The sequence below is a fragment of the Actinoalloteichus sp. GBA129-24 genome (assembly GCF_001941645.1).
Taxonomy (GTDB): Bacteria; Actinomycetota; Actinomycetes; order Mycobacteriales; family Pseudonocardiaceae; genus Actinoalloteichus_A; species Actinoalloteichus_A fjordicus.
Genome location: NZ_CP016077.1, coordinates 402,358 through 427,363, shown reverse-complemented (window position 1 = coordinate 427,363; position 25,006 = coordinate 402,358). Strand labels below are relative to the sequence as shown.

19 protein-coding genes, 1 tRNA gene and 1 riboswitch are annotated in these 25,006 nt (G+C 69.4%); of the genes, 8 read left to right on the top strand and 12 right to left on the bottom strand.

Going from position 1 to position 25,006, the window contains the following annotated elements; genetic code table 11:
• Positions 1–50 precede the first annotated feature (50 nt).
• The 3 genes from thiD to UA75_RS01870 all read right to left on the bottom strand — a co-directional run bounded on the left by thiD (position 51) and on the right by UA75_RS01870 (position 3,653).
• Entirely contained in the window at positions 51–917 is an 867-nt protein-coding gene (gene thiD / locus UA75_RS01880; RefSeq protein WP_075738331.1) for a bifunctional hydroxymethylpyrimidine kinase/phosphomethylpyrimidine kinase, read from the bottom strand.
• The gene (gene thiC, locus UA75_RS01875; protein WP_232251147.1) at positions 914–2,731 is read right to left on the bottom strand and encodes a phosphomethylpyrimidine synthase ThiC; all 1,818 of its coding nucleotides are present in this window, start codon (positions 2,729–2,731) and stop codon (positions 914–916) included. The genes thiD and thiC overlap by 4 nt, the downstream gene beginning before the upstream one ends.
• Positions 2,723–2,850: riboswitch (TPP riboswitch) on the bottom strand. Its footprint overlaps the gene before it by 9 nt.
• 221 nt (positions 2,851–3,071) lie before the next feature.
• A complete protein-coding gene (locus UA75_RS01870; RefSeq protein WP_075738329.1) occupies positions 3,072–3,653 on the bottom strand; it encodes a peptide deformylase in 582 nt (193 codons plus the stop codon).
• 673 nt (positions 3,654–4,326) lie between these two features.
• Here UA75_RS01870 and UA75_RS01860 point away from each other — a divergent pair.
• From UA75_RS01860 to UA75_RS01845, 4 genes are all read left to right on the top strand, one after another.
• Positions 4,327–4,623 carry a DUF3263 domain-containing protein gene (locus UA75_RS01860; protein ID WP_075738325.1) on the top strand — a complete coding sequence of 99 codons (297 nt, stop codon included), beginning with the start codon at positions 4,327–4,329 and terminating at the stop codon, positions 4,621–4,623.
• A gap of 48 nt (positions 4,624–4,671) precedes the next feature.
• The gene (locus UA75_RS01855) at positions 4,672–5,355 is read left to right on the top strand and encodes a LytR C-terminal domain-containing protein (RefSeq protein WP_075738323.1); all 684 of its coding nucleotides are present in this window, start codon (positions 4,672–4,674) and stop codon (positions 5,353–5,355) included.
• A 278-nt stretch (positions 5,356–5,633) separates the two neighbouring features.
• The gene (locus UA75_RS01850; RefSeq protein WP_075738321.1) at positions 5,634–6,314 is read left to right on the top strand and encodes a FadR/GntR family transcriptional regulator; all 681 of its coding nucleotides are present in this window, start codon (positions 5,634–5,636) and stop codon (positions 6,312–6,314) included.
• A gap of 35 nt (positions 6,315–6,349) precedes the next feature.
• Positions 6,350–7,495, top strand: coding sequence for an N-acetylglucosamine kinase (locus tag UA75_RS01845; protein ID WP_075738319.1), 1,146 nt, complete (start codon positions 6,350–6,352; stop codon positions 7,493–7,495).
• A 90-nt stretch (positions 7,496–7,585) separates the two neighbouring features.
• Here UA75_RS01845 and UA75_RS01840 read toward each other — a convergent pair whose 3' ends face one another.
• The 3 genes from UA75_RS01840 to UA75_RS01830 form a co-directional block, all read right to left on the bottom strand.
• Entirely contained in the window at positions 7,586–8,131 is a 546-nt protein-coding gene (locus UA75_RS01840; protein WP_232251146.1) for a YdcF family protein, read from the bottom strand.
• Positions 8,132–8,293: 162 nt separating this feature from the next.
• Positions 8,294–9,250: a DUF3159 domain-containing protein gene (locus tag UA75_RS01835; RefSeq protein ID WP_075738315.1), complete on the bottom strand. Its 957-nt coding sequence runs from the start codon at positions 9,248–9,250 to the stop codon at positions 8,294–8,296.
• Between the two features lie 68 nt (positions 9,251–9,318).
• Positions 9,319–12,198 carry a BTAD domain-containing putative transcriptional regulator gene (locus UA75_RS01830; protein WP_075738313.1) on the bottom strand — a complete coding sequence of 960 codons (2,880 nt, stop codon included), beginning with the start codon at positions 12,196–12,198 and terminating at the stop codon, positions 9,319–9,321.
• 260 nt (positions 12,199–12,458) lie between these two features.
• Between UA75_RS01830 and UA75_RS01825 the strand changes: the two genes are divergently transcribed.
• On the top strand, positions 12,459–13,556 hold the full coding sequence (locus UA75_RS01825) for an ADP-ribosylglycohydrolase family protein (protein ID WP_232237595.1): 1,098 nt from the start codon (positions 12,459–12,461) through the stop codon (positions 13,554–13,556).
• Positions 13,557–13,788: 232 nt separating this feature from the next.
• Here the strand turns inward: UA75_RS01825 and thpD are convergent, their stop codons facing one another.
• The 6 genes from thpD to UA75_RS01795 form a co-directional block, all read right to left on the bottom strand.
• Entirely contained in the window at positions 13,789–14,691 is a 903-nt protein-coding gene (gene thpD, locus UA75_RS01820) for an ectoine hydroxylase (protein ID WP_075738309.1), read from the bottom strand.
• Between the two features lie 196 nt (positions 14,692–14,887).
• Complete coding sequence (locus UA75_RS01815) at positions 14,888–15,280, bottom strand: ectoine synthase (RefSeq protein ID WP_075738307.1); 393 nt, start codon at positions 15,278–15,280, stop codon at positions 14,888–14,890.
• A gap of 52 nt (positions 15,281–15,332) precedes the next feature.
• On the bottom strand, positions 15,333–16,586 hold the full coding sequence (gene ectB, locus UA75_RS01810; RefSeq protein WP_075738305.1) for a diaminobutyrate--2-oxoglutarate transaminase: 1,254 nt from the start codon (positions 16,584–16,586) through the stop codon (positions 15,333–15,335).
• Between the two features lie 150 nt (positions 16,587–16,736).
• Positions 16,737–17,225, bottom strand: a complete 489-nt coding sequence (ectA, locus tag UA75_RS01805; protein WP_318533305.1) for a diaminobutyrate acetyltransferase — start codon at positions 17,223–17,225, stop codon at positions 16,737–16,739.
• A 240-nt stretch (positions 17,226–17,465) separates the two neighbouring features.
• Positions 17,466–18,452, bottom strand: coding sequence for an L-glyceraldehyde 3-phosphate reductase (gene mgrA, locus UA75_RS01800; RefSeq protein ID WP_075738302.1), 987 nt, complete (start codon positions 18,450–18,452; stop codon positions 17,466–17,468).
• A 280-nt stretch (positions 18,453–18,732) separates the two neighbouring features.
• A tRNA-Thr gene (locus UA75_RS01795) sits at positions 18,733–18,808 on the bottom strand.
• Positions 18,809–19,293: 485 nt separating this feature from the next.
• Here UA75_RS01795 and UA75_RS01790 point away from each other — a divergent pair.
• The 3 genes from UA75_RS01790 to otsB all read left to right on the top strand — a co-directional run bounded on the left by UA75_RS01790 (position 19,294) and on the right by otsB (position 24,918).
• Entirely contained in the window at positions 19,294–20,712 is a 1,419-nt protein-coding gene (locus UA75_RS01790; RefSeq protein ID WP_075738300.1) for a threonine/serine ThrE exporter family protein, read from the top strand.
• Positions 20,713–20,903: 191 nt separating this feature from the next.
• Positions 20,904–22,346: an alpha,alpha-trehalose-phosphate synthase (UDP-forming) gene (locus UA75_RS01785; protein ID WP_083682853.1), complete on the top strand. Its 1,443-nt coding sequence runs from the start codon at positions 20,904–20,906 to the stop codon at positions 22,344–22,346.
• 43 nt (positions 22,347–22,389) lie between these two features.
• Positions 22,390–24,918, top strand: coding sequence for a trehalose-phosphatase (otsB, locus tag UA75_RS01780; protein ID WP_075738296.1), 2,529 nt, complete (start codon positions 22,390–22,392; stop codon positions 24,916–24,918).
• Positions 24,919–25,006 lie beyond the last annotated feature (88 nt).

Below are 25,006 nucleotides of genomic sequence, written 5' to 3'. Positions count from 1 at the left end.
ATCCCGCTGAGCCGATCGGACTCCGCCGGAACGCCTGCGGGCTGCCCAGGTCAGACCGGATCGTCGGAGACACGCCAGAAGGCCGAGACCGGGCCGGTGCCCGCGCCGAGTGGATACGCCCCCGCGACGGCACGCATGATGTAGCGCTTGCCGAACCGCACCGCCTCGGGCACCGAACACCCGCGAGACAGCGCCGAGGCGACCGCGGCCGCCAGGGTGTCCCCGCCCCCGTGGGTGTGTGGTGTGCGCATCCTCGGCCCGGGCAGCTCATGAGACTCCGCGCCGTCGAAGAGCAGATCGACGCACTCGGGGTCCTCGGCAAGATGGCCCGCCTTGATCAACACCCAGGACGGGCCGAGCTCGTGCATCGCCTCGGCCGCCTTGCGCAACCCGGCACGCGAGGTCACCTCTACTCCGGTGAGCAGCCGCACCTCGTCCAGGTTCGGGGTGGCCAGCGTCGCGATCGGCAGCAGCCGGTCTCGCACCGCCGCCAGCGCGTCGAGGGCCAGCAGCGAGTCGCCGTGCATCGAGGCCGCCACCGGGTCGACCACCAGCGGCGTCGACCGGCCCGCCCCGATCGACGCCTGACCGCAGGCCTCGATCACCGTGTCGACGATCTCGGCGGAGGCGAGCATCCCCGTCTTGGCCGCCCCGACGCCCAGGTCTGGCGCCACCGCACGGATCTGTGCGGCGACGAGGCTCGGCGGCAGGGCGAGGAAGTCGGTCACCCCGAGCGAGTTCTGCACGGTGACCGCCGTGAGCGCCGTCATCCCGTGCACACCGCAGGCCAGGAAGGTCTTCAGGTCGGCCTGAATGCCCGCCCCGCCGCCCGAGTCCGATCCCGCGATGGTCAGTGCCGTGTTCGGCGTCGCCCCCGGCGGGGGAACCGCGCCCGGCTCGGCCCGCCGCCCCGTCACGGTCCGACCACCGGCAGATAGACCTGGCCACCGCGCTGCGCGAACTCGTCGGACTTCGCCCGCATCCCGGCCTCGATCGCGTCCGGCGAGGTCATCCCGTGTTCCTCGGCATAGCGGCGGACGTCCTGGGTGATCTTCATGGAACAGAACTTCGGCCCGCACATCGAGCAGAAGTGCGCGGTCTTCGCCGGTTCGGCGGGCAGCGTCTCGTCGTGGAACGACCGGGCGGTGTCCGGGTCGAGCGACAGGTTGAACTGGTCGACCCACCGGAACTCGAAGCGTGCCTTGGACAGCGCGTCGTCGCGCTCCTGCGCGTGCGGATGGCCCTTGGCCAGGTCGGCCGAGTGCGCGGCGATCTTGTAGGTGATCACCCCGGTCTTGACGTCGTCCCGGTTCGGCAGCCCGAGGTGCTCCTTCGGCGTGACGTAGCAGAGCATCGCCGTCCCGGCCTGCGCGATCATCGCCGCGCCGATCGCCGAGGTGATGTGGTCGTAGGCGGGCGCGATGTCGGTGGCCAGCGGACCGAGCGTGTAGAACGGCGCCTCCCCGCACAGCTCCTCCTCGAGCCGCACGTTCTCCGCGATCTTGTGCATCGGCACGTGGCCGGGTCCCTCGATCATCACCTGAACGTCGAAGGCCCTGGCCCGATGAGTCAGCTCGCCGAGCGTCCGCAGCTCCGCGAACTGCGCCTCGTCGTTGGCGTCCGCGATGGAACCGGGGCGGAGTCCGTCACCGAGCGAGAAGGTGATGTCGTAACGCTGGAAGATCTCGCAGAGCTCGTCGAAGTGGGTGTAGAGGAAGCTCTCCTGGTGGTGGGCGAGGCACCAGGCCGCCATGATCGAGCCGCCGCGCGAGACGATCCCGGTGACTCGGCGCGCGGTGAGCGGCACATAACGCAGCAGGACGCCCGCGTGCACGGTCATGTAGTCGACGCCCTGCTCGGCCTGCTCGATCACGGTGTCCCGATAGGCCTCCCAGGACAGCTTCGTCGGATCGCCGCCGACCTTCTCCAAGGCCTGGTAGATCGGCACGGTTCCGATGGGCACCGGCGAGTTGCGAAGAATCCACTCCCGCGTCTCGTGGATGCGCCTGCCGGTGGACAGGTCCATCACGGTGTCGGCGCCCCACCGGGTGGCCCACACCATCTTGTCCACCTCGTCGGCGATCGACGAGGAGACGGCCGAGTTGCCGATGTTCGCATTGATCTTGACCAGGAACTGCTTGCCGATGATCATCGGCTCCGACTCGGGATGGCAGCGGTTCGCCGGGATCACCGCCCGACCTCGGGCCACCTCGTCGCGGACCAGGTCGGCGGACACGCCCTCGCGGACCGCGATGAACTCCATCTCCTTGGTGATCACTCCCGCCCTCGCCAGACCGAGTTGGGTCTGCACCGCGTTCGTCGATGCGGCGTCGGCGTCGCGCTCGGCCGACCAGCCCGCCCGCAGCGCGGGGAGCCCCCGGTGCAGGTCGATGTCGGGCTCGTCGTGGGTGTACGGCCCCGAGGTGTCATACACGTCGAGGTGCGCCCCGTCGGTGAGCAGGACCCGTCGTCGCGGTACCCGAAGCCCAGACGGAGTGTCGAGGTAGACCTTGCGCGAACCGATGATCGGGCCGGTGGTGACCGCCGAGGCACTCTCTCCCGCCGAGGCGGCGACGACTCCCGCCGAGGCACTCTCTCCCGCCGAGGCGGCGACGACTCCCGCCGAGGCACTCTCTCCCGCCGAGGCGGCGATTACTTCAGCCGAAGCAGACCGCTCCTGCTGACGAGTGTGCGATGGAGACTGACCTGCTGACTCTGCTGACGCCGACATGGCATTCCTCCCTACGCCGGCATTACCCGGACAGGTTCGTGCGGTCGGCGGCACCGGACCCGAACAGGTCCAGCCGCCCTCTCAGCCCGCTTTCGGCGCGAGCTCCCGCGATGTGAAGTTATGAGATTGCGCGTCGAAGGCTAGTCATCGAAGCGGTCCGACGTAAACCCCCGGACGGCGGCCGGGGCGCTCGTCGCAGGCAGGAGCACCGCGGCGCCATGGCGCACGTCCGGCCGCCGTCGGGCTCGGCCCACGGCGAAGGCCCGGCGGCCGCGATGGGCCGGACAACACCGCCGGGTGCCCGAGCGGGATGTGTGGCGAGGAAGGAATCCGTCGCAGGTCAGCGGGATTCGGCCACGAACTCGGCCTGCTGTTCGGCGGGATTCCAGGAGAGCCCGGGAACTCCCCACTCGTTGACCTTGAGCATCCGCTTGGCCTCGCGCTTGTTCCGGCCGATCAGCCGGTCCAGATAGAGGTGACCGTCGAGGTGGTCGGTCTCGTGCTGGAGGCAGCGAGCGAAGAATCCGTTGCCCTCGACGGAGACCGGTGCCCCGTCGGCGTCCTGGCCCGTCACCTTCGCCCAGTCGGCCCTGCCGGTCGGGAAGACCTCGCCGGGGACGGAGAGACAGCCTTCGAGGTCCTCCTCGGGATCGGGCATCGACTCGGGTCTGGGCGACGTCTCCAGCACCGGGTTGACCACGACTCCCCGGTACCAGGTGCCCTCGTCGTCATGGCAGTGATAGACGAAGAGCCTGCGGTCGTCACCGATCTGATTGGCGGCTAGACCGACGCCCTCGGCCGCCGCCATCGTCTCGAACATGTCCTCGATCAGCACGTGCAGCTCGTCATCGAAGGTCTCCACCGGACGAGTGGGCTGATGCAGGACCGGGTCGCCCGCGATCCGAATCGGATGAATCGCCATGTCGAGAGCTTAGAGGCCGGCTGCATCCCACTCCGCCGTGAGCGGGGATCAGCGTGGATCAGCTGCCCGGCAACCGGAGCAAGCAGGCACGGAGCCAGGGTGATCGACGACGCCGCAGATCGCCGCGCCTGCCCCACGCAACAGGAAGACAGGGGATCGAGGACAGGGTCGTCAGCGGTTGTCTTCGATCCCCTCCATCGGGTGCGCCGCAGGGTGCACGCGAGCCGTCGGCTCACGGCGGGTGATCACTGGTGGGCACCTCGAGCGCGGCCAGGACGACAGCCGCAGGACGCGGCTCGATCTTCGCGATCTGGTGGGCGACACGTGATGTAATGAGGAGGGCCCGGACGACAGCGATGCCGTCCGGTACCGGCAGGCGATGTCGGCTCCACGGCAGAGTCTGTCCATCGGCGATGCCCGTGTCGGCAGCGGGTGTCGTCAGCACGACGGCCGGTCGGTCGAGGAAAGAGGTCGATGCACCATGGCCTGTCCGGAGAACGACCGTCCGACCACAGGAGACGGTGTCGCCTGCTCGGACGCCCACTCCGCAGGAGACCACCGCCGGTTCAGGTCACCGCCTGTTCGATCCGCCGCCCCACCACTGCCCGACCACGACGTCCACGACCCGGACGTCCGAGATCACGATGTCCACGATCACGAGGCGAGGAGCCCGATGGAGGCCGCAGAGGCGTATCCGCCTGCCCCTCGGCACGACGCCGAGCTGACCACGCGGGAACGTGCGATCCTGGCGTTCGAGCGGCAGTGGTGGAAACAGGCAGGCACCAAAGAGCAGAAGATCCGCGAGTTGTTCGACATGTCGGCGACCCGCTACTTCCAGATCTTGAACGGGCTGCTCGACCGCAAGGAAGCGTTACAGGCCGACCCGATGCTGGTCAAGAGACTTCTCAGACAGCGTGGCGGGCGGGCGAGATCCAGAGCGGCCCGACGACAGAGCCTCGACCTTCACTGATCTCGGTTAGACGTTGAACACTGTGCAGCAGCATGCAGGAGGCCAGGGATGAGCAGCGTGGAGCCCTCCGGCTCGGCACGACCACTGCGGGGGGTCGCCTTCGGCATGTTCGGCCTGGCCGCGATCGCGCTGGTCGTCGGGGTGATGAGCCTGACCAGCGGCGAGAACTCGCTCGCCGAGCAGAGCAACCCGCCCGCCACGAGCTCGTCGGACGCCACGGCAGGCGAGTCGACCGACGAGGACGTCACCGATCCCACCGAGGGCGACGCGGGCGGTTCTGACGACGGCGACTCCGAGGGCTCCACAGACGACTCCGAGGGCTCCGCAGACGCAGAAGACCCCGCCGACGGGCCCGACTCGGGCACGGGCGGCGGCGAGGACGGCGATTCGGGCGCAGGCGGCAGCGACGCCGAACTGGGTTCTCCCTCCACCGACACTCCCCTGCGCATCTTCAACAACAGCACCATCCGGGGTCTCGCGGCCGACGCGGCAGAGGACTTCGAAGAGGCGGGCTGGGACGTGGCCGAGGTGGAGAACTACTCGGCCGGGATCATCGAGACCACCACCGCCTACTACCGCCCCGGCACCGCAGAAGAGGGCGCGGCAGGCGAGATCGGCAGCGCCTTCGGCATCCGGGTGGAGCCGCGGTTCGACGGGATCGCCGACCTCGGTCCCGGCGTGGTCCTCATCGTCACCAACGACTACGGCTCGACCACGGTCGATCCCAAGTAAGAGCGCGGCGCGGGCCGTCGAGCCGCTCGGCGGCAGGCTGCGGACCTGCCAGGACGGGACGACCGACGACATCTCCGGCCGCCTCGGCAGCGAAGGCGCCCGAGCGCGGAGAAGCCCGCCTCACCGAGGGGGCGGGGTGAGACGGGCCTTCGCAGACTACCCCGATCGGAGCAACCCCGCATCACCCGTACAGCCCACCTGATCAGGCCGTTCGGCGCATCGGATCGGCTTATCCTGGCGGATGCCCTGCCCGGTACGGCGACGCACGGGGGTGTCCGATGGCCGTCACCGATGACGCGATAGCCCGGCTGCGCGAGATGATCCAGCGCGGCGAACTGGTGCCCGGCGCCCGACTCCCACCGGAGTCCGAACTGGCCGACGGTCTCGGGCTGTCCCGCAACTCGCTGCGTGAGGCGGTGCGCGCGCTCGCGCTGGTGCACATCCTCGACGTCCGGCAGGGCAGCGGCACCTATGTCGCCAGCCTGCGGGCCGAGGAGATGCTGGACTCGCTGGCCTTCGCCCTGGAGATGTACCGCGACCACGACTCCGCGCTCGAAGTGCTTCAGGTCCGACGCATCCTCGAGCCGGAGGCGACCGCGATGACCTCGGCCAGGATGACGCCTCCGGTGCTGCACCGGCTGCGGACGCTGTGCTCGTCCATCCGCCCCGACGACCCGGTCCCCGACCTGGTCCGCCACGAACTCGACTTCCATCACGAGATAGCCAGGACGGCGGGAAACGCCTATCTGGGCAGCCTGCTGGCCGCGCTGCACAGCCCGACCGTCGACGCGAGCCTCTGGCGGCGGCTCGCGCAGGACGGTAAGACAGGGGAGACGCTGGACGAGCATCGGCTGATCGTGGACGCGCTGGCGGCCGGGAAGGCCGAACTCGCCCGCTATCACGCACGTACCCATCTGACGCACATCGAGCAGGCGCTGCGTGGATCGGCGGAGGACTGACGCCGACCCCGACGCCCGCGGTGAGGGGCAGCGCCATGGCAGAACCGCCCGATCTGGTGATCGGCGTCGACATCGGCGGCACGTCGACCACAGCGGTGCTCGCCTCGGCCGACGGCCGTCGACACGCCTGGGCTCGGGGCGAGGGCGCGAACCCCAACGCCCATCCGGTGGAGGTGGCCACGGCCCGGCTCACCGACGTCCTGCAACGGCTGCTCAGCGACGGCGGCGCCGATCGGGTGGTGGCGGGTGTGCTGGGCATGGCAGGCGTCTCCCGGCTCAGCGATCCGGCGGTGGCCGGGGCGTTTCAGCAGGCGTGGGTCGCCGCCGCAGGTCCGGCCGCGAGTCTGCGGGTTCTCAGCGACGTTGAGACGGCGTTCGCGGCCGCGACCGAGGCAGCCACCGGCGTGGTGCTCATCGCGGGCACCGGCGCGATCGCGGCCAGGATCGACGGGAACGCCCTCAGCAGGATCGCGGGCGGACACGGCTGGCTGCTCGGCGACGAGGGTTCGGCGTTCTGGCTGGGCCGGGAGGCGGTGAGACACACGCTGCGGGCGGTGGAGGGCCGCGACCGGCATGGCGAGCTGGCGGGCTCGGTGCTGGACGCGACGCTGGGAGCGGACTCGCCTGCGCCGGACGGGGCGGCCTGGAACGGCGAGGCCCGCCGCAGGCTGATCACCTCGGTCAACTCCGCACCGCCGGTCCGACTGGCCGAGTACGCCCTGCTGGTGAGCGCGGCCTACCGGGCGGACGACCCTGCTGCAGTCCGGATCGTCCACCGGGGCGCGACCGAACTCGCGACGCTCGTCCGCAGCTTGCGAATTCCTGGGGAGACGAGCCCGGTGATCCTGGCAGGCAGCCTGCTCACCTCAGGCAGCCCGATCGAGGCCGAGGTGCGGGCGGAGCTGGCGGAGTCGGCAGGCGTGCTGCCTGACGCACGATCCGACGGGCCGCCCGACGCGGCCACCGGGGCTGCCTGGCTCGCCGTCGCGGACTCGATCGGCGATCCGACGACAGCGCGGCTGGTCCACCAACGACTTACGGCGCGGCGTATTCCGGCCGCTACGCCGCGAGCCGGGGCGCAGGCGGATGGAACGGCCACCTCGGTAGGCGCGGGTGCGGGGGCCGACAGGGCATCGGGCGTGGGGCCGCCAGCGTCGCCTGCTGCTCCCGCCTCGCCGTGACCCTGTCTCGGCCTGCGACGCGCGAGAACTGCCGAACGCGACCCGACGGAGTCGACCTCGCCACCCACCGACCCGCCACAGACGACCCGGCTACGGCGAGGCAGTGCGCTCGTCCTTCCGAAGGCCGCGGAGGATCCGGAGCCCGTACAGCGCCAGCAGCGGCTTGGCGATCAGCCATTCGCCGGGGCGGTAGTCCTCCGCGCGCACGAGCCTCTCGGCGAGGTCAGGACGCTGCCGTCGCAGGTACGCGCGGGCCTTAAGCGCGTGTGCAGGCTGCGACACGATCTTGATGCGGTCGGCGTCCGCCAGCAGCGGGATGATGTTCGTGATGTTCTGCCAGGTCGTCAGGCTCTCGCTCTCTAACAGCACTGTGCCGTCGAACCTCAGTGCCGACTTCGCGTAGTCAGCCATCAGTCGAGCCTCCGCAACGCCTCCGCCCGCCGCGCCGCCGCTGAAGATCACGCAAGTGCCGGGCCCGCCGTCAGCGGGGATGGAACGAATTCCGGCACGGACTCGCCAGCGGTTGATGAGGTTCGCCGTCGGCTGGGGATTCCGATAACCCAGGACGACCACGACCACGCTCTCAGCAGCGCCCACGCCCTCGGCCACGAGAATTCGCGACCATCGCCGGTTCATCCACTCGCCCCAGGCCAGAGCGACAGCCCCAACAACCGCCAGAGCAGTCCTCCGCCGCATGCGACGTGATTCTAGGGTCCCTGGCACGCAGGCCGTTACAGAACAGCACGCGACGCATGCCGACGGGTCGGCGTGCGTCCACCAGCCCGGTAGAAGCACTGGTCAGGGGGTCTGGGCCCCAGACGTCCCGCCCGGCGCCGTCTCGGGCAGGGATCTCTCGGACTGCGGCCCCGCAAGCCGGGGCTGAGCCTGGGACGTCTGGGGCTGGGAACGGCCCGCAGCCTGCCCCGACACCGCCGAACCGCAGTCCGATCCGACACCGGCCTCCGTGTCCAGACGGTCGGCTGCCCCGCTCGAATCAGCCCCGTCCGACACCGCCTGCCCCGACATCGCCCCGTCCTGCCCTGTGGTGGACGACACAGCGGAGTCCCCTGCCCGCTCTCCGCTCTGCGGATGCCGGAGCCCCGGATGCCCCGACGGCAGCGACCGCCGCAGCACCGCCCAGCTCACCGCCAGACACAGCGTGACCAGCGGAAGGCTGAGCACGGCCCTGGCGACGACGAGCGCGCCAGCCTGCTCGGCGATCCACAGCGGCAGGAACACCGCCAGCCTGGTCAGGTACTGCCCGACCCAGACCCAGCTCGACCGACCGTAGGCACGCAGCAGGTCGGCATCCCGACGCCACCGCATCTTCTGCCCCAGCAGGACGCCCACGATCACGCCCAGCAGCGGGCGTCGCACGAGGATGCTCAAGGCCCACACCAGTGCGCTGCCCGCGTTCGAGAGGAGCTGCACCAGGAAGTAGTCGACCGCCCGCCCGGTGTACAGCGCGACGGCGCCTGCGACCGCGACGCCCAGCATTCCCAGCAGCGCGGCCACCGGCCGATGCCCTCGCCGCAGCCGCAGCACCGCGATCACCAGCCCGGCCGCCAGCGCGGCACCGGCGCCGATCGGCACCGAACCCTGGCCGAGCCACCAGGCGAGGACGAAGACCAACGGCGGCACCGAGGCGTCGGCGGCACCACGCCTGCCACCCAGTAACCGGGGCAGCGAGTCCGCGTCCGCCGCCGCTGCGGAACCCCGTCCCGCCCTGCTCCGCTCATCCAGATGTTCCGTCACGCCCCCAGCCTGCCCGATGCGGACGTGGGCAGACTCCAGCGGGCAGCCTCGCCACTGCCGAGGCGGGGCTACTCCTCGGCCGCCAGCTCGGCGAGTCGCTGCTCGACCTCGGCCCGGATCGGCGAGCTGCTGCCGTGCACGAGCGTGAGGGCCTGCTCCCACCGGAACTTCGCCGAGAGGACGTCCCCGTTCTGAAGGTGCACGTCGCCGAGCTGGCTCAGCGCCTTCGCCTCCTGCACCGACGCCCCGCAGGACACCGAGACCGACCGGGCCCGTCTGGCGAAGCTCTCGGCCGCCTGCCAGTCGGCGAGTTCGGCGGCGAGTTCGCTCAGGTTGTTGAGAACGACCGCCTCGTTGGCTGGTTCGTCGATGCGTCGGTAGAGGTCGAGTACCGCCAGGCACCGCTCGTAGGCTCGCTCGGTGCGGCCGCACGACTGGTCGATCATCGCGAGGTTGTTCAACGACATCGCCTGGCCGGTCAGGTCGCCGAGTCCTCGGTACAGGGCGAGCGCACGTTCGCCGCCACGCCGCGCCTCCTCATAGTGGCCGAGCCGGGTCTGTGCGGTGAACACACTGCTCACCGTCGGGGCCAGGATCGCGGGATCACCCAGCTCCTCGGCGAGCGCCAGCGCCTCCATGGCATGTCCGAGCGCCTCCTCAGACTGCGCCGAGCGGTAGAGGTCGACGTTGACGCGACACCGCAGCATCAGGCACTGCCCGAGCCGGTCGCCCGCCGCGCGAGCGGCGGCGAGTCCCTGATCGAACAACTCGGTCGACTCGTCGAGCAGATGCCGGAACAGCACGTAGGGCGCCGCCGCCCAGGCGATCCGCCACGCCACCTCGTTCCTGCCCTCCCGCAACGCCGTCCTTGCCGCGTGCAGCAGGTTCGTCCACTCGCGGTCGAACCAGCCGACCGCCTGCTCCGCAGTCCCCATCGCAGGCAGTTCGCCCGTCCACTCCGACGACGGGCTGCCCGTGGTGGGGCGGATCAGGTCACGACCGCGCTCGGCCGCCGCCAGGTAGAAGTCGACGAGTGCCTCCGTCACAGCCCGGCGCTCCGCCGAACCCAAATCGTCGGCGGCGAGCTGTCTGGCATAGAGCCGGATCAGGTCGTGGGTGCCGAATCGGCCGTCGCCCAGGGATGACATCAGGTGCACCGACTCCAGGACGTGCAGCTGTTCCGCGACGGCGGCGAAGGACGTCTGGGCCATCGCGGCCAGCACCGATCGACTCATCTCCACACCGGGATGCACGCCGACGAGGCGGAAGAGCCGGGCCGCCTCCGGCGTCAGCCTGCGATAGGTCAGCTCGAAGGCCCCTCGGACGCTGATCTGCGAGTCGCCTGCCCGCAGTGCACCGAGTCGGCGACGTTCATCGGCGAGTTCGTCGATCAGCTCGCTCACCGTCACCTCGGCGTCGCCTGCCAGTCTGGCCGCCGCGATCCGCAGGGCGAGCGGGAGGTTCCCGCACAGACTCGCCAGTCGATCCAGCTCGGACTGCGTCAGCTCGACGTCGCCGACCACCCGGCTGACGAGTTCCCCGGCCTGAGCATCGGGCAGCGGACCGAGCCGGATCAGCCTGGCGCCGTTGGTGACCAGGAGTCCGTCCAGCATCCGCCTGCTGGTGATCAACACCGTGCAGGACTGCGCGGCCGGGAGCAGCGGCTGCACCTGCTGATGGTCGACGGCATCGTCGAGCAGCACCAGCATCCGGCGTTTGGCGGTGATCGATCGGTAGAGCGCGACGCGCTCGGTGAGACCCGCCGGGATCCGGTCGGCGGTCAGCCCGAGGCCGATCAAGAACTGCCGCAGCACCTCGGCGGGCGCCACCGGCTGCTCGTAGGGGTCGACGCCCCGGAGCGAGGCGAAGAGCTGGCCGTCGGGGAACTCCGCGGCGGGCGCGGCGCTCGCTCGGTGCGCCCACGTGACGGCGAGTGCGCTCTTGCCGAGGCCCGCGACGCCGCTGACGACCGCGATCCGCGAGCCGACGTCGTGATGGCGGCTGGGCAGCAGCGAGTCCAGGACGGCCAGCTCACCCTCACGCCCGACGAAGCCGCCGATCTGGGGCGGCAGCTGAGCGGGAATCACCGCGAGGCTCTGGACGGTCCCGGCGCGTTCCGAGTCCACCGGACCGGGGCGCACGTCCTGGGCCGGGAGGCTCGCATCATCGGGCACGGCTTCGTCGCGGAGGATGCGCTCATAGGTGCGCTGGAGCTGTGGCGAGGGATCGACGCCGAACTCTTCGGCCAGGCGCTCCCGAAGCTCGTGGTAACGCCGCAGGGCGTCGGCCCGTCGGCCGGTGCGATAGAGCACGAGCATGAGCTGATCGGTCAGGCGTTCCCGCAGCGGGTGCTGGGTGACCAGTTCGTTGAGTTCGGTCAGCAGGTCGGAGCCCATGCCGACGGCGAGCTCTGCCTCGATCCGATCCTCCACCAGACCGAGCCGGAACTCCTCGATCGACATCGAGGTCGCCCGCAGCAGCGGCAGCGCCTCCATCTCGGCCAGCGCGGGGCCGCGCCACAGTCGCAGTGCCGCCCGCAGCACCACGACCCGTGCGGTCCCCGTCGTCTCCGCCGCGCTCCTGGCCAGCTCCCTGGCGCGGTGCAGGTCGATGCGGTCGGGGTCGGTCCGCAACAGGTAGCCGGGCGAACGGGTCACGATCTCGACGTCGTCGCCGAAGGCGGCGGCACCGCCGATCAGTTTACGAAGCCGTGACACATAGCCCTGCAGGATCGTCCGAACGCTGGCGGGCGGGTCACCGGTCCAGAGCACTCTGATGATGCGGTCGACCGACACGACCTGGTTGGCGTTGAGGGTCAACAGCGCCAGCAGGCGGCGCATCGCGGGACTGCCGAGCAGGATCGGGCTACCGGAGCTGAGCACCTCGAAGGCCCCGAGCAGGCGGAACTCCAGGCCGTATCCGGCAGCAGGCATCGTCCGAGCGTCCATGGACGACCTGCCTCCTCGACCTGGCTCTGCCGGCGCCGTTCGCCGCGCACCGCCAACGTAGATCGTGGTCGCCTGCTTCGGACCGAAACCACGGAATCCTGTCGCGGACCGGCCGAGGCTCGATCAGGGTGCCGAGGACCATGACGCAGGCGGCCCCGTTCTGCCAGCGGACCGCGATTCACCCGTTAGAGAGAGGCTACTGTCGTGTCCCGCGCGCCCGGCGTCGCGGCGGCGGGCACTGGCGGCGCAGGGAGGGGAACGTGACAGCAGCACAGCCCACCGTGGTGGACCGTGCGGCAGGCTGTCTGCTGGCGGGCGCCATGGGCGATGCACTCGGTGCTCCGGTGGAGTTCTCCCGCCTCTCCGAGATCCATCGCGCCTACGGGCCGGAGGGCATCGTCGAGCTGCCCAAGCCCGCGCTCATCACCGACGACACCCAGCTCACCCTGTTCACGGCCGAGGGTTACATCAGCGCCTGGGTACGCGGCAAGCATCTCCAGACCTGGAACCCGGCACACGAGGTGTGGCTGGCGTATCGCCGTTGGCTGTCCACGCAGCAGGGCAAGGGCCCCGGCGAGAATCCCGCAGGCCTGCTGGCCGAGCGCAGGCTCTACGCCAACCGGTCCCCCGGCCTGGCGACCTTGCGTGCGCTGGCCAATGAACACCCGCCCACCGACGACATCCAGTACGAGACGGCCAACGGCTGCGGCGGTGTGGTGCGCACGGCGCCCGCAGGATTCGCCCCGACGGGTGAACTCGCCTACCGGATGGGCTGTCAGTTCGCCGCGTTGACGCACGGCCACCCCGAAGGCTGGGCGCCCGCAGGGTCGCTGGCACTGCTGGTGCACCTGCTGGCCGTCCGCCGCCGCACGCTCAGCGAGGCGGTGGATCAGGTGACCGGGCGGGTGCTGCGCGACGATCCGACCACCGCAGGCCTGCTGGCGGCCGCTGCCCGCGCAGCCGAACGGGACAACGAGGACGCAAGGGCGTCGAGGGAGGCGCGGGCCTTCGGCAGGCCGCCCCACACCGGCGGCCCGTCGGCCGACTCCATCGCCGACCTGGGTGCGGGCTGGGTTGCCCCGGAGACCCTCGCCATCGCGGTGTACGCGGCGCTGACGCATCGCAAGTCCGCGCAGTTCCCGGACGCGCTGCGGCTGGCGGCGAACCACTCCGGCGACAGCGACTCGACGGCGGCGCTGACGGGCAACATCCTCGGCGCGCTGCACGGCACCGCCGTGCTGCCCAAGCCGTGGCTGGCCCGGCTCGAACTCGCCGACGTGATCGCCGACATCGGCTACGACCTCGGTGCGACGTGTGCGGGCGAGGAGTTCGAGGAAGGCCGATACCTGGTGGCCTGAGCCGGGGTGCCTGAGCCGGTATGCGCCGCGCCCGCCTCGGCATTCGACCCGACATCGTCGTGGTGCGGCGGGCCCGATCGGTACCGGCCGCCACAGGTACAGGTGCGGCTACGCCCGGCAGAGCCCGGCGTCGTGATCAGCGGGTCGGCCTGCGCGCCTGCGCCTGCGCAGCCACCGCGCCTGCGGTGCGGTCCGCCCGTCCTGGCACGAACCGCACCGCCCGCCGTCCGGGTCAGCGCTGGACCGGGATGAAGTTCCGGTCCGCGATGAAGGTCGGCCGAGGCGCGGCGGCCCCATAAGGATCGTGCAGCCGGTTCTCCACGCTGTTGAACACCAGGAAGATGTTCGAGCGGGGGAACGGAGTGATGTTGTTGCCCGAGCCGTGCATCGAGTTCGAGTCGAACATCAACGCCGAGCCCGCCGAGCCGGTGAACTGCTCGATGCCGTGTTCGGCCGCCAGCTTGGTGATGCTGTTCTCGTCAGGAACACCGATCTCCTGCTCCGTGAGCGAGGCCTTGTAGTTGTTCTCCGGCGTCGCGCCGACGCAGGACACGAAGGTCCGATGCGCACCCGGCATGAGCATCAGCCCGCCGTTGAACGGGTAGTTGTCGGTGAGCGCGATGGACATGCTCACCGCGCGCATCCGGGGCATCCCGTCCTCGGCGTGCCAGGTCTCGAAGTCCGAGTGCCAGTAGAAGCCCTTGCCCTTGTACCCGGGCATGAAGTTCACCCGGCTCTGATGGATGTAGACATCGGAGCCGACGATCTGCCTGGCTCGATCGAGCACCCGCTCATCGGCGGCGAGCCTGCCGATCGCCTCGCTGATCTTGTGCACCTCGAAGATGGACCGGACCTCGTCGGAGGCCTTCTCCACGATGGTCCGCTCGTCCGCCTTGACCTCGGCGTCGTTGGAGAGCCGCTGGAGCTCCTGCCAGAACTCCTGCACCTCGGCGGGCGTGAGCAGGCCGTCGACCGTGAGGAAGCCCTTCTCGTCGTAGCTCGCCAAGGTCTGGCGGTCGATCGGGCCGGACTGCACGCCCGGCCACACCACCGGGTCCTGGCGGCGGACGAGTGACGGCTCGGCACCCACTCGGGTGGGATAGAGATCCCCGGTCTCGACGTCGACGACAGTCATGCGCTCTCCAATCTCCGTGGCGAATTGCCGATAGGGGTTCGCATCACGTGTGCGAACCGCTCTCTTGGTTCGTGGTGGGAGGAAGCCTCGGGTCTGCGGCATGTCCGGTCTCCTACCGGATCTCATACCCTCCGGGGTCTGTGAGCAATCGCCTCCAGCAGTGGTCGGATGTGTCGGGTCTCCTCGGGCGGAGCGCTCAGGCGGTCTCGACGATCAGCGGATAGACGCCGTCGGCGTCGTGCACCTCCGCGCCGGTGACCGGCGGGTTGAACACGCACACCGTCTTGATGTCGGTCTCGGCGCGAACCTGGTGCCGTTCGTTGCCGTCAAGCAGGTACAGCGTGCCGGGAGCCAGCGGATGGACCTTGCCGGTCTCCTTGTCCGTCAGCTCGCCACGCCCCTCGACGACGAAGACCGCCTCGACGTGGTTGGCGTACCAGAAGTCGTTCACCGTGCCCGCGTAGATGGTGGTCTCGTGAACCGAGAAGCCCACGCCCTCCTTCGCGAGGACGATGCGCTTGCTGCGCCAGTTGGGCGTCTTGACGTCCCGCTCCGTGTCCTCGATCTCACCTAGCGAACGAACGATCACGTGGTCACTCCTAGCACTTGAATCGGATCAGATCAACGGGTGCGGCGGCCGGTCAGCCCGCCGCCCCACAGACGGAGCGGACCGCATCGGTGACGATGGACAGGCCGCGCTCCACCTCCTCGTCGCTGACCGTGAGCGGCGGCATCAGCTTCGCCACCTCGCTCTCCGGTCCGGAGGTCTCCATCAGCATCCCGCGCTCGAAGGCGGCCCGGCAGACCTGTCCTGCCTGCTCAGGGACGTCGAAGGCGAGGCCCCTCGCGAGGCCTCGGCCTCGGGCCTCGACACCGGGGATCGACTCGGCCAGGCCCTCGAGCGCACGGCCGATGTGCTCGCCCTTGGCACGGGTGCCCTTCTCCAGCAGGTCGCTGGTCCAGTACTCCTGCAGGGCCGCCGTCGCGGTGATGAAGGCCGGGTTGTTGCCCCGGAACGTGCCGTTGTGCTCACCGGGCTCCCAGACGTCCAGCTCGGGACGCAGCAGGGTCAGCGCCATGGGCAGGCCGTACCCGCCGATGGACTTCGACAGACACACGATGTCCGGGACGATCCCGGCCGCCTCGAAGCTGAAGAACGGCCCGGTCCGGCCGCAGCCCATCTGGACGTCGTCGACGATGAGCAGGATCTCGTGGCGTTTGCACAGCTCGGACAGTGCCCGCAGCCACTCGAGCCGCGCGACGTTGATCCCGCCTTCGCCCTGCACGGTCTCCACGATCACGGCGGCGGGCTCGTTCAACCCGGAGCCGCTGTCCTCGAGCAGCCGTTCGAACCACAGGAAGTCGGGGGTCCGCCCGTCGAGGAAGTTGTCGTAGGGCATCGGCGTCGCATGGACGAGGGGGATGCCCGCGCCGCCGCGCTTCATCGAGTTCCCCGTGACCGAGAGTGCGCCCAGGGTCATACCGTGGAAGGCGTTCGTGAAGTTGATGATCGATTCGCGTCCGGTGACCTTGCGGACGAGTTTCAAAGCCGACTCGACCGAGTTGGCACCCGTGGGACCGGGGAACTGGACCTTGTAGTCCAGGCCGCGCGGCGACAGCACCACGTCCTTGAAAGTGGTGAGGAAGTCACGTTTGGCCACGGTCCCCATGTCGAGACTGTGGGTCACCCCGTCGCGTTCCAGGTATTCGATCAAGGCACGTTTCAAGATCGGGTTGTTGTGCCCGTAGTTCAACGCGCCCGCGCCGGCGAAGAAATCCAGATACGGCGTTCCGTCGGCACCGTACAACCAGGTTCCGCTCGCCCGATCGAAGACCGTCGGCCAGCTCCTCGAATAGCTGCGAACCTCGGATTCCAAGGTTTCGAAGACGTTCACGATACTCCGTCCGATCTGGGGTCAACAGTTACCAACCGAATGCGACGACACTGGACCAGGAACAGATCGATCCCCGACATGCACAGCAGCGCCACCCCCGGCCGAGGCGCCCGCAGATGCGGACGCCTGAAGCCTGGCTGCGAAAAGATTTCATAAAGTGGGCGGGACAGCCCCGAACGGGCCGATGCGATAAAGATCTTCGGCGGCGTGGCCTGCCGGGAACAGTTCGGCGGCGAAGAGATCATGCCGCTCGATCGTGGTGGCGCGCTCTCGCGCCAGACCGGTGAACAGTCGGATCGAAGCCGTGTTGTCCGAGGTGATCGTGGTCTCGACGAAGCGCACTCCGTCCGCCACCACCCGGTCCACCAGAGTCGCCAACATGCGGCCCGCCAGGCCCTGACCTTGATGTTCGGCGTCGACGGCGACCTGCCAGACCATGAGGACCTCCGGCGCGTCCTGCCGCCGGTACCCGGTCACGAACCCGCCGAGGCGATCCCCGATCCGCGCCACCACCGAGGTGGCCGCGAAGTCTCGACCCCACAGCACGTAGGCGTAGGAGGAGTTCAGGTCCAGCGAGCCGGAATCACGCGCAATTCTCCACATTGCGGCACCGTCGGTCCGTGTCGGCGCCTCGATCATCGCGCGCGCCCCTGACCCGCTTTCATCACTTGGTCGTGCTTGATGAGCCTTGGTCATGATGAGTCAACGTAACAGAGCCGCCGAAAAGTGCCAGGTCAACGACTCACGGACCGCGCATCTACCTGGGGATTCGCAGATACCCCGGTGACAAGCACAACAAAAAGGTTGCCCCTGGCGTCAAACCAGTGTTAATAGCACACTGGAGAATAGAACTCACAGGCACCCCCCGCAACAGTGGCCTCAGGCGGTGGCAGCGTCGATCTCGGCGAGTTCGGCGTCGGTCAGCGGCGGGGCCGTGAGCGCTCCGATGTTCTGATCGAGCTGGGCGGTCGAACTGGCCCCGATCAGCGCGGACGTCACCCTGGGATCGCGCAGCACCCAGGTCAGCGCAAGTTGGGCGAGCGTCTGTCCCCGGCCGAGCGCCAGGTCGTTCAACCGGCGCAGCGGCGCCAGCTGCTCCTCGGTCAACTGCTCGGCCGACAGCGTGCCGCCCCGCGCCGCCCGCGAATCAGCGGGAACGCCTGCGAGATAGCGATCCGTCAGCAGTCCCTGCGCCAACGGCGAGAAGACGACGCAGCCGACGCCGAGTTCACCGAGCGTGGGCAGCAGCTCGGGCTCGATCCACCGATTCAGAATCGAGTACGAGGGCTGGTGAACAAGCAGCGGAATGCCTGCCCGCCGCAGAATGTCGGCGGCCTCCCGAGTCGCCGTCGCCGAATACGACGAGATTCCGACGTACAATGCCTTGCCCTGCTGATGGGCGGAGATCAGGGCGCCGATCGTCTCGTCCAACGGAGTGTCCGGATCGAATCGATGTGAATAGAACACGTCGACGTAGTCGAGTCCGGTGCGGGCCAACGACTGGTCGAGTGAGGCCAGCAGGTACTTCCGCGAGCCGCCGACGCCGTACGGACCCGGCCACATGTCGTAACCCGCCTTGGTGGACACGATCAGCTCGTCCCGGTACGGCGCGAGGTCGTCGGTCAGCAGCCTGCCGAAGGTCTGCTCCGCAGAGCCGTACGGCGGCCCGTAGTTGTTCGCGAGGTCGAAGTGCGTGATGCCCAGGTCGAACGCCCGCCGGGCCACCGCGCGGGCCGCCTCGTAGGGCCGCTCGCCGCCGAAGTTCTGCCACAGACCCAGCGAGAGCGCGGGCAGCCGCAGGCCGCTGGCACCGGTACGCCGATAGACCATGTCCTCGTACCGACCGGGCGCCGCGCGGTAGGACATACAAGTTCCTCATCACTTCGACATCACGGGAGCAGAACAGCGTGGTTCTACCACGAGCGGGGTGAAGCCGTCGTCATTGATCGATCATGATCGGGAGCGATCTCGGATCACGGGGTACCGACCGGGGCAGGAGGACTCGGGCGGTCGAGCGGCACGCACCGTGCGGTCCGATCGTGGTGCGACGAGACGGCGCGGCAGCCTGCGTCCTCGATGCCCGTCGAGTCTGCCTGATGCGGGTGAGCGAGTGGTCGCCTGCGACGTCTCGATCGCCGCGACTGTCTGGAGCCGACGAGGGGGCTCGAACCCCTGACCTCTTGTTTACAAGACAAGTGCTCTGCCAGTTGAGCTACGTCGGCGTGCCGTCCCTGCGGGCGGTCGGTCACATCGTAGGCCGCCGGGTTCGTCATGCCCATCCTGCCCGGCCCCGACACGCGGGGCACGTCCGCCGACGACCGACCCGCCCGAGTGAGTCCTCTGTCACCCGTGCGCATGGGAACACGTCGGCTGACCTGTGCGTTTCCCACCGAAGCCTAGCGTGGAGACCAGTTCTTTCGGAGCTCTCGATCACGACTTCGTCCCGACGGTCAAAACGTGTCCAAGGCCACCATCGACCACCTGCAACGGGCGCGGCGTCCACGCCGATGACCTGGGCGGCTCCCCGTGCTCACGGGCGTGCCATCCGGAGGACCCGACGTCCTCGGTCAGTGGCGACCGGTCATCGGATTCCGAGCAGGCGACGGATTCCCAGCACACATTCCCCACAAGTCGACGTCGATCGAGAGTCACTCTTTCCCGCCGAGGCGGCGACGACTGCGGTGTAGCAAGAGAAGGAGGCAGGCCCGTGGGTCTCGCCCAGCGGGCTCGTGACGTACTGCGCCGGAAGAACCCGGTGCCTGCGGCGAACGAGCACGACGTCCAGTACGGGCCCGCCCTTCCCGCCATCCCGACCATCCATCTGGTCCTCGATCTGGCCCTGCGCATCGGCGAGGTCCAGATGGCCAGCGGCGCGGGCGCCGCCGACGCCACGGCGACGATCCTGGCGGTCACCAACGCCTACGGCCTGCCGCACTGCGAGGTCGACGTCATCTACACCTCGATCACCGTGTGCTGTCACCTCGGTGTCGACCAGGCCCCGATCACCACGCTGCGGGTCGTGCGCAGCCGGTCGATGGACTACAGCAGGCTCTCCGCCACCGAGGACCTCGTCCGCCAGATCACCTCCGGCGAGATCAGCGTCGGCGACGCGCACTCCGAGCTCCAGCGGATCACCACCGCACGGCACCCCTACCCGCGCTGGGTCTCGACGCTGGCCTGGGGCGGCATGGCCGCTGCCATCGCGGTGCTCATCGGCGCCGGTCCGCTGCTGGTGATCCTCGCGGCGCTGATCACCGTGGTGATCGATCAGGTGGGCAGGCTGCTCAATCGCCGAGCACTGCCCTTCTTCTTCCAACAGATCGTCGGCGGCGCCATCGCCACCGGCGCGGCGATGGCCGTCTACGAGTCCGATCTGCTCGGCGACGCCACCACCTCGCTCGCGGTGGCGGCGAACCTCGTCGTGCTGTTGTCCGGGCTGTCCGTCGTCGGCGTCGCCCAGGACGCGGTGAGCGGCTACAACGTCACGGCCACCGGCCGGGCAGGCGAGACGCTGCTGATGACGGCGGGCCTCGTCACCGGCGTGGTGCTCGCCCTGCGGGTGGGAGTGGCGCTGGGCGCCTCAGAGGCCCAGGTCGCCGAGCGCCTGCCACCGGTGGCAGGCGAGGTGCCGATGATGGTGATCGCGGCAGCGGCCACCGCCGCCTGCTTCGCCCTCGCCAGCTACGCACCGCGACGAACGCTGCTCGTCGCCGCAGGCGCGGGCGCGATCGGACAGGCCGCGTACAGCGGACTGATCCTGTCGACCCTGGTCGGTCCGATCCCCGCCGCGGCGGGCGCCGCCGCCGTGGTCGGCTTCTGCGGCGGAGTCCTCAGCCGCAGGCTCCGCGTCCCCGCGCTCGTCATCGTGGTCTCCGGAATCGCCCCGCTGCTGCCCGGGCTGTCCACCTACCGCGCGCTCTACCAGCTCGCGGCGGAGAACGATGTGACCAGCGCCGTTCCGGATCTGATCATGGCAGCGGGCATCGCGCTGGCCCTGGGTGCCGGGGTGGTGCTCGGCGAGTTCCTGGCGCACCCCGTCCAGCGTGGTCTGAGCAGGCTGGAGCGACGGCTGGCCGGGCCGAGGATGTCCGGTCCGTTGAACCCGGCGCCGCGCCGACTCGAATGAGCAGATGTTCCACCGACTGGAGCAATCGGTTACTCAGCGACATGTGACGAGGACAACTCGATCAGCTCGACAGTCAGGAAAGGACTAGCCTCGTCCACATAGCTCTCACACACGGAGCGTCCGCGCAGCGTCGCCGGTCCCGTGTCAGTCGGGCACGGCCGATCGCTCCCCTGGAACCGAGGAGGCGAACGGTGAGCAGCGCGAGCAGCATCTCTCCGCGCGCGGATTTCATCGTTGTCGCGAACCGTCTTCCGGTAGATCTCGAAGAAGCCGAAGACGGCACGCAACGATGGCGACACAGCCCCGGCGGGCTGGTCAGCGCCCTGGAACCCTTTCTACGAGCCAGGCGCGGCGCCTGGGTCGGCTGGCCGGGCGTCGCCGACGTCGACGTCGAGCCGTTCGAAGCCTCCGACAAGTACCTGCATCCGGTGTCGCTCAGCTCCGCCGAATTCCGGGACTACTACGAAGGCTTCTCCAACGCCACGCTCTGGCCGCTTTACCACGATGTGGTGGCTCCCCCGGTGTTCGACCGCTCCTGGTGGGAGTCATACGTTCGAGTGAATCGGCGGTTCGCCGAGAGCTGCGCCGGGGTCGCCGCCGAGGGCGCGACGGTCTGGATTCAGGACTATCAGCTCCAACTCGTGCCCGCGATGCTCCGCGAGCTGCGACCCGATCTGCGCATCGGCTTCTTCCTGCACATTCCCTTCCCGCCCGTCGAGCTGTTCATGCAGCTGCCCTGGCGCGCGGAGATCGTGCGGGGCCTGTTGGGCGCCGACCTGGTTGGCTTCCACCGTCCCGGCGGGGCGCAGAACTTCCTCTGGCTGGCGCGACGGCTCGCAGGCTTCGAACCGAGCAGGGGCAGCGTGGGCGTCCGCAACCGGCCCGGCGTGGTGCAGGTCGGTGATCGCCCGGTCCGGGTCGGGGCCTTCCCGATCTCCATCGACGCCACCGGCTTCGACGCCCTGGCGCGCAGCAAGGAGACGCAGGCGCGCGCCAGGCAGATCCGCGCCGAGCTCGGCAACCCGCGCCGGATCATGCTGGGTGTCGACCGGCTCGACTACACCAAGGGCATCGACGTCCGGCTCCACGCCTTCGGCGAGCTGCTCAAGGAGGGCAGGCTCGACGCCGAGGACACCGTGATGATCCAACTCGCCACTCCCAGCCGGGAGCGGGTCGAGCACTACAAGAAGATGCGCGAGGAGATCGAGCGCGAGGTCGGCAGGATCAACGGCCAGTTCAGCCGGGTGGGCCACCCGGCCGTGCACTACATGCACTCCTCCGTGGAACGCACCGAACTCGCCGCGTTCTACTGCGCCGCCGACGTCATGGTCGTGACGCCGGTCCGTGACGGGATGAACCTCGTCTGCAAGGAGTACGCCGCGTGCCGCCACGACCTGGGCGGCGCGCTCGTGCTCAGCGAGTTCGCGGGAGCCGCCGCAGAACTCACCAGTGCGTTCCTGGTCAACCCCCATGACCTGGATGGGGTGAAGAATTCTCTAGTCGCCGCCCTGAACGTCGATCCGACGGAAGGTCGCCGTAGGATGCGCGCACTGCGCCGTCAGGTTCTCACCCACGATGTCGATCGTTGGGCAAGGTCATTTCTTGAGGCGCTGGGAACGCAACTCACGCCCTGACCGCAGTTCACCAGTCCACCCCTGATGCCGTGAGGAGGAGGCGTTGACCGCCGAGGCCCTCCCCGCCGATCTTCGCCGCGCGATCATTCAGACAGCTCGGACTCCCCGACTGCTGATCGCCTGTGACTACGACGGAACGCTCGCCCCGATCGTCGCGAACCCCGACCAGGCCAGACCACTGCCAGAGTCCGTCCATGCACTGCGATCGCTCGCGGCTCTGCCGACGACGACCACCGCGGTGATCTCGGGCCGGGCTCTCCGCGATCTGGCCACGCTGTCCCGCCTGCCCGCCGAGGTCCACCTCGTGGGAAGCCACGGCTCCGAGTTCGACGTCGGCTTCGTCCACAAGCTGGACGCCGAGGCGACGGCGCTGCTCACTCGACTCAAGAAGCATATTGAGAAGATCACCGCAGGTTACGAGGGCGTTCACCTCGAGATCAAGCCTGCGAGCATCGCCGTGCACGTTCGCCGTGCCGAGCCGGACGTGGCCGACGCGGTCATGGAGATCATCCGGGCCGACCCGGCCACCTGGGACGGTGTCGAGACCACCGAGGGCAAGGCGGTCCTCGAACTCGCCGTGGTGCAGACGGACAAGGGCAATGCGCTCGACGTCCTGCGCCATCAGGTCGGCGCGACAGCCGCGCTGTTCATCGGCGACGACGTGACCGACGAGAAGGCGTTCCTCAGACTGCAGGGCCCGGACCTCGGCATCAAGGTCGGACCGGGTGACACGGCGGCAGGCTATCGAATCGACGACACGCCTGCCGTGGCCACGGTGCTCGCCTTCCTGCTGGAGGAGCGACGCACCTGGCTGTTCGGCGAGCAGGCGCCGCCGATCGAGCGGCTGACCATGCTCGCCAACGAGCGTTCGGTCGCGCTGCTCACGCCGGATGCGCGACTCACCTGGATGTGTCACCCCGAGCCCGACTCCGCCGCCGTGTTCTCCGACCTGCTCGGCGGACCCGGTGCCGGACACTTCTCGATCAAGCCGGAACGCAACGGTCTGCCCCTGGGCCAGCGGTATCTCCCCGGCACGATGACGGTCGAGACGCGCTGGTCGCGGCTGCTGGTCACCGACTACCTGCACCAGGACTGCGAAGCGCACCGCACGGACCTGACCCGGCTGATCAGCGGCACGACCTCGGCCAGCGTCGAGTTCGCGCCCAGGCCGGAGTTCGGCCAGGTCCAGGTTCGGCTGGTGCGCGAGGACGCCGGTCTGCGGGTGCTGGGCACCTCCGACCCGATCGCGTTGTACTCGCCGGGCGTCGAGTGGGAGATCCACACCGACGGCATCCACGAGACGGCCCGCGCGGTCGTCCACCCCGGAGCGGACCAGCCGGTGGTGCTGGAGCTGCGCTGCGGGACCGACGATCTGACGCCGTCGGAGACCTCGGAGGCCGCGCGTCGTGACCGGGCCGGGCGCTACTGGTCCGAGTGGCTGCACACCCTGGAGCTGCCGCCGGTTCAGCGCGAACTGGTCGGTCGCTCCGCGTTGACCCTGCGCGGGCTCGCCCACGGCGAGACCGGCGCGATCCTCGCGGCGGCGACCACGTCGCTGCCCGAGGAGATCGGCGGCATCCGAAACTGGGACTACCGCTACTGCTGGGTTCGCGACGCGGCGCTCAGCGCTCAGGCGCTGGTGTCGCTCGGGTCCACGGTGGAGGCCGAGGCGTATCTCGGCTGGCTGCACCGCATTCTGGACACACTGCCGGGTCCGGAGCGACTGCACCCGCTCTACACCCTCTACGGCACCGCACTGGGGCCGGAGGCCGTGATCGACACGCTGCCGGGTTACGCGGGCTCGCGACCGGTTCGCGTCGGCAACCTGGCGAACCAGCAGGTTCAACTCGACGTGTTCGGTCCGGTGGTCGATCTCGTCGTCCAGCTCACCGAGGTACGCGGCAAGCTCACCGACGACGACTGGGGCATGGTCAAGTCCATGGCCGAGGCGGTCTCGCGACGGTGGAACGAGCCGGACCACGGCATCTGGGAAGAGCGGCACGCGCCGCGCCACCGGGTGTACTCGCGGGTCATGTGCTGGGTGACCCTGGACCGGGCGCTGAAGCTCGCCGAGGCGCACGATCGAGAGGTGAACCCGGCCTGGACCGCGTTGCGCAGCGAGATCGCCGAGGACGTGCTCAAGCACGGGTGGAACGAGGAGGTCCAGTCCTTCACGACCGCCTATGACGGCACGGACCTGGACGCCGCGACGCTGCACATCGGCTTGGCCGGGCTGATCGAGCCCTCGGACCCCCGGTTCCATGCCACGGTGACGGCTACCGAGGCCGAACTTCGAAGCGGTTCGACCGTATACCGGTACAAGCGGGACGACGGCCTGCCCGGCACCGAGGGCGGCTTCCACCTGTGCGCCACCTGGATGGTCGAGGCCTACCTCCTCACCGGCAGGCGCACCGAGGCCGAGGAGCTGTTCCAGCAGCTCGTCGACGCGGCGGGCCCAACGGGCCTGCTGCCGGAGGAGTACGACCCGATCGCGGAGCGCTCGCTGGGCAACCACCCGCAGGCGTACTCGCATCTGGGCCTGATCCGCTGTGCCCGGCTGCTGTCCGCCTGACACGCACCGACGCACCGACGCACCGACGCACCGACGCACCGACGAAGCAGAGCCCCGGATCGGCCGACGCCGGTCCGGGGCTCTTCGC

Excerpts from the sequence above, each read along its gene's own strand:
- thpD (WP_075738309.1), bottom strand. The coding sequence starts at position 14,691 with ATGACTGTCGTCGACGTCGAGACCGGGGATCTCTATCCCACCCGAGTG.
- UA75_RS01850 (WP_075738321.1), top strand. The coding sequence starts at position 5,634 with ATGGCCGTCACCGATGACGCGATAGCCCGGCTGCGCGAGATGATCCAG.
- UA75_RS01840 (WP_232251146.1), bottom strand. The coding sequence starts at position 8,131 with ATGAACCGGCGATGGTCGCGAATTCTCGTGGCCGAGGGCGTGGGCGCT.
- UA75_RS01870 (WP_075738329.1), bottom strand. The coding sequence starts at position 3,653 with ATGGCGATTCATCCGATTCGGATCGCGGGCGACCCGGTCCTGCATCAG.
- ectA (WP_318533305.1), bottom strand. The coding sequence starts at position 17,225 with ATGATCGAGGCGCCGACACGGACCGACGGTGCCGCAATGTGGAGAATT.
- thiC (WP_232251147.1), bottom strand. The coding sequence starts at position 2,731 with ATGTCGGCGTCAGCAGAGTCAGCAGGTCAGTCTCCATCGCACACTCGT.
- UA75_RS01860 (WP_075738325.1), top strand. The coding sequence starts at position 4,327 with ATGGAGGCCGCAGAGGCGTATCCGCCTGCCCCTCGGCACGACGCCGAG.
- mgrA (WP_075738302.1), bottom strand. The coding sequence starts at position 18,452 with ATGTCCTACCGCGCGGCGCCCGGTCGGTACGAGGACATGGTCTATCGG.
- UA75_RS01830 (WP_075738313.1), bottom strand. The coding sequence starts at position 12,198 with ATGGACGCTCGGACGATGCCTGCTGCCGGATACGGCCTGGAGTTCCGC.
- UA75_RS01855 (WP_075738323.1), top strand. The coding sequence starts at position 4,672 with ATGAGCAGCGTGGAGCCCTCCGGCTCGGCACGACCACTGCGGGGGGTC.
- UA75_RS01845 (WP_075738319.1), top strand. The coding sequence starts at position 6,350 with ATGGCAGAACCGCCCGATCTGGTGATCGGCGTCGACATCGGCGGCACG.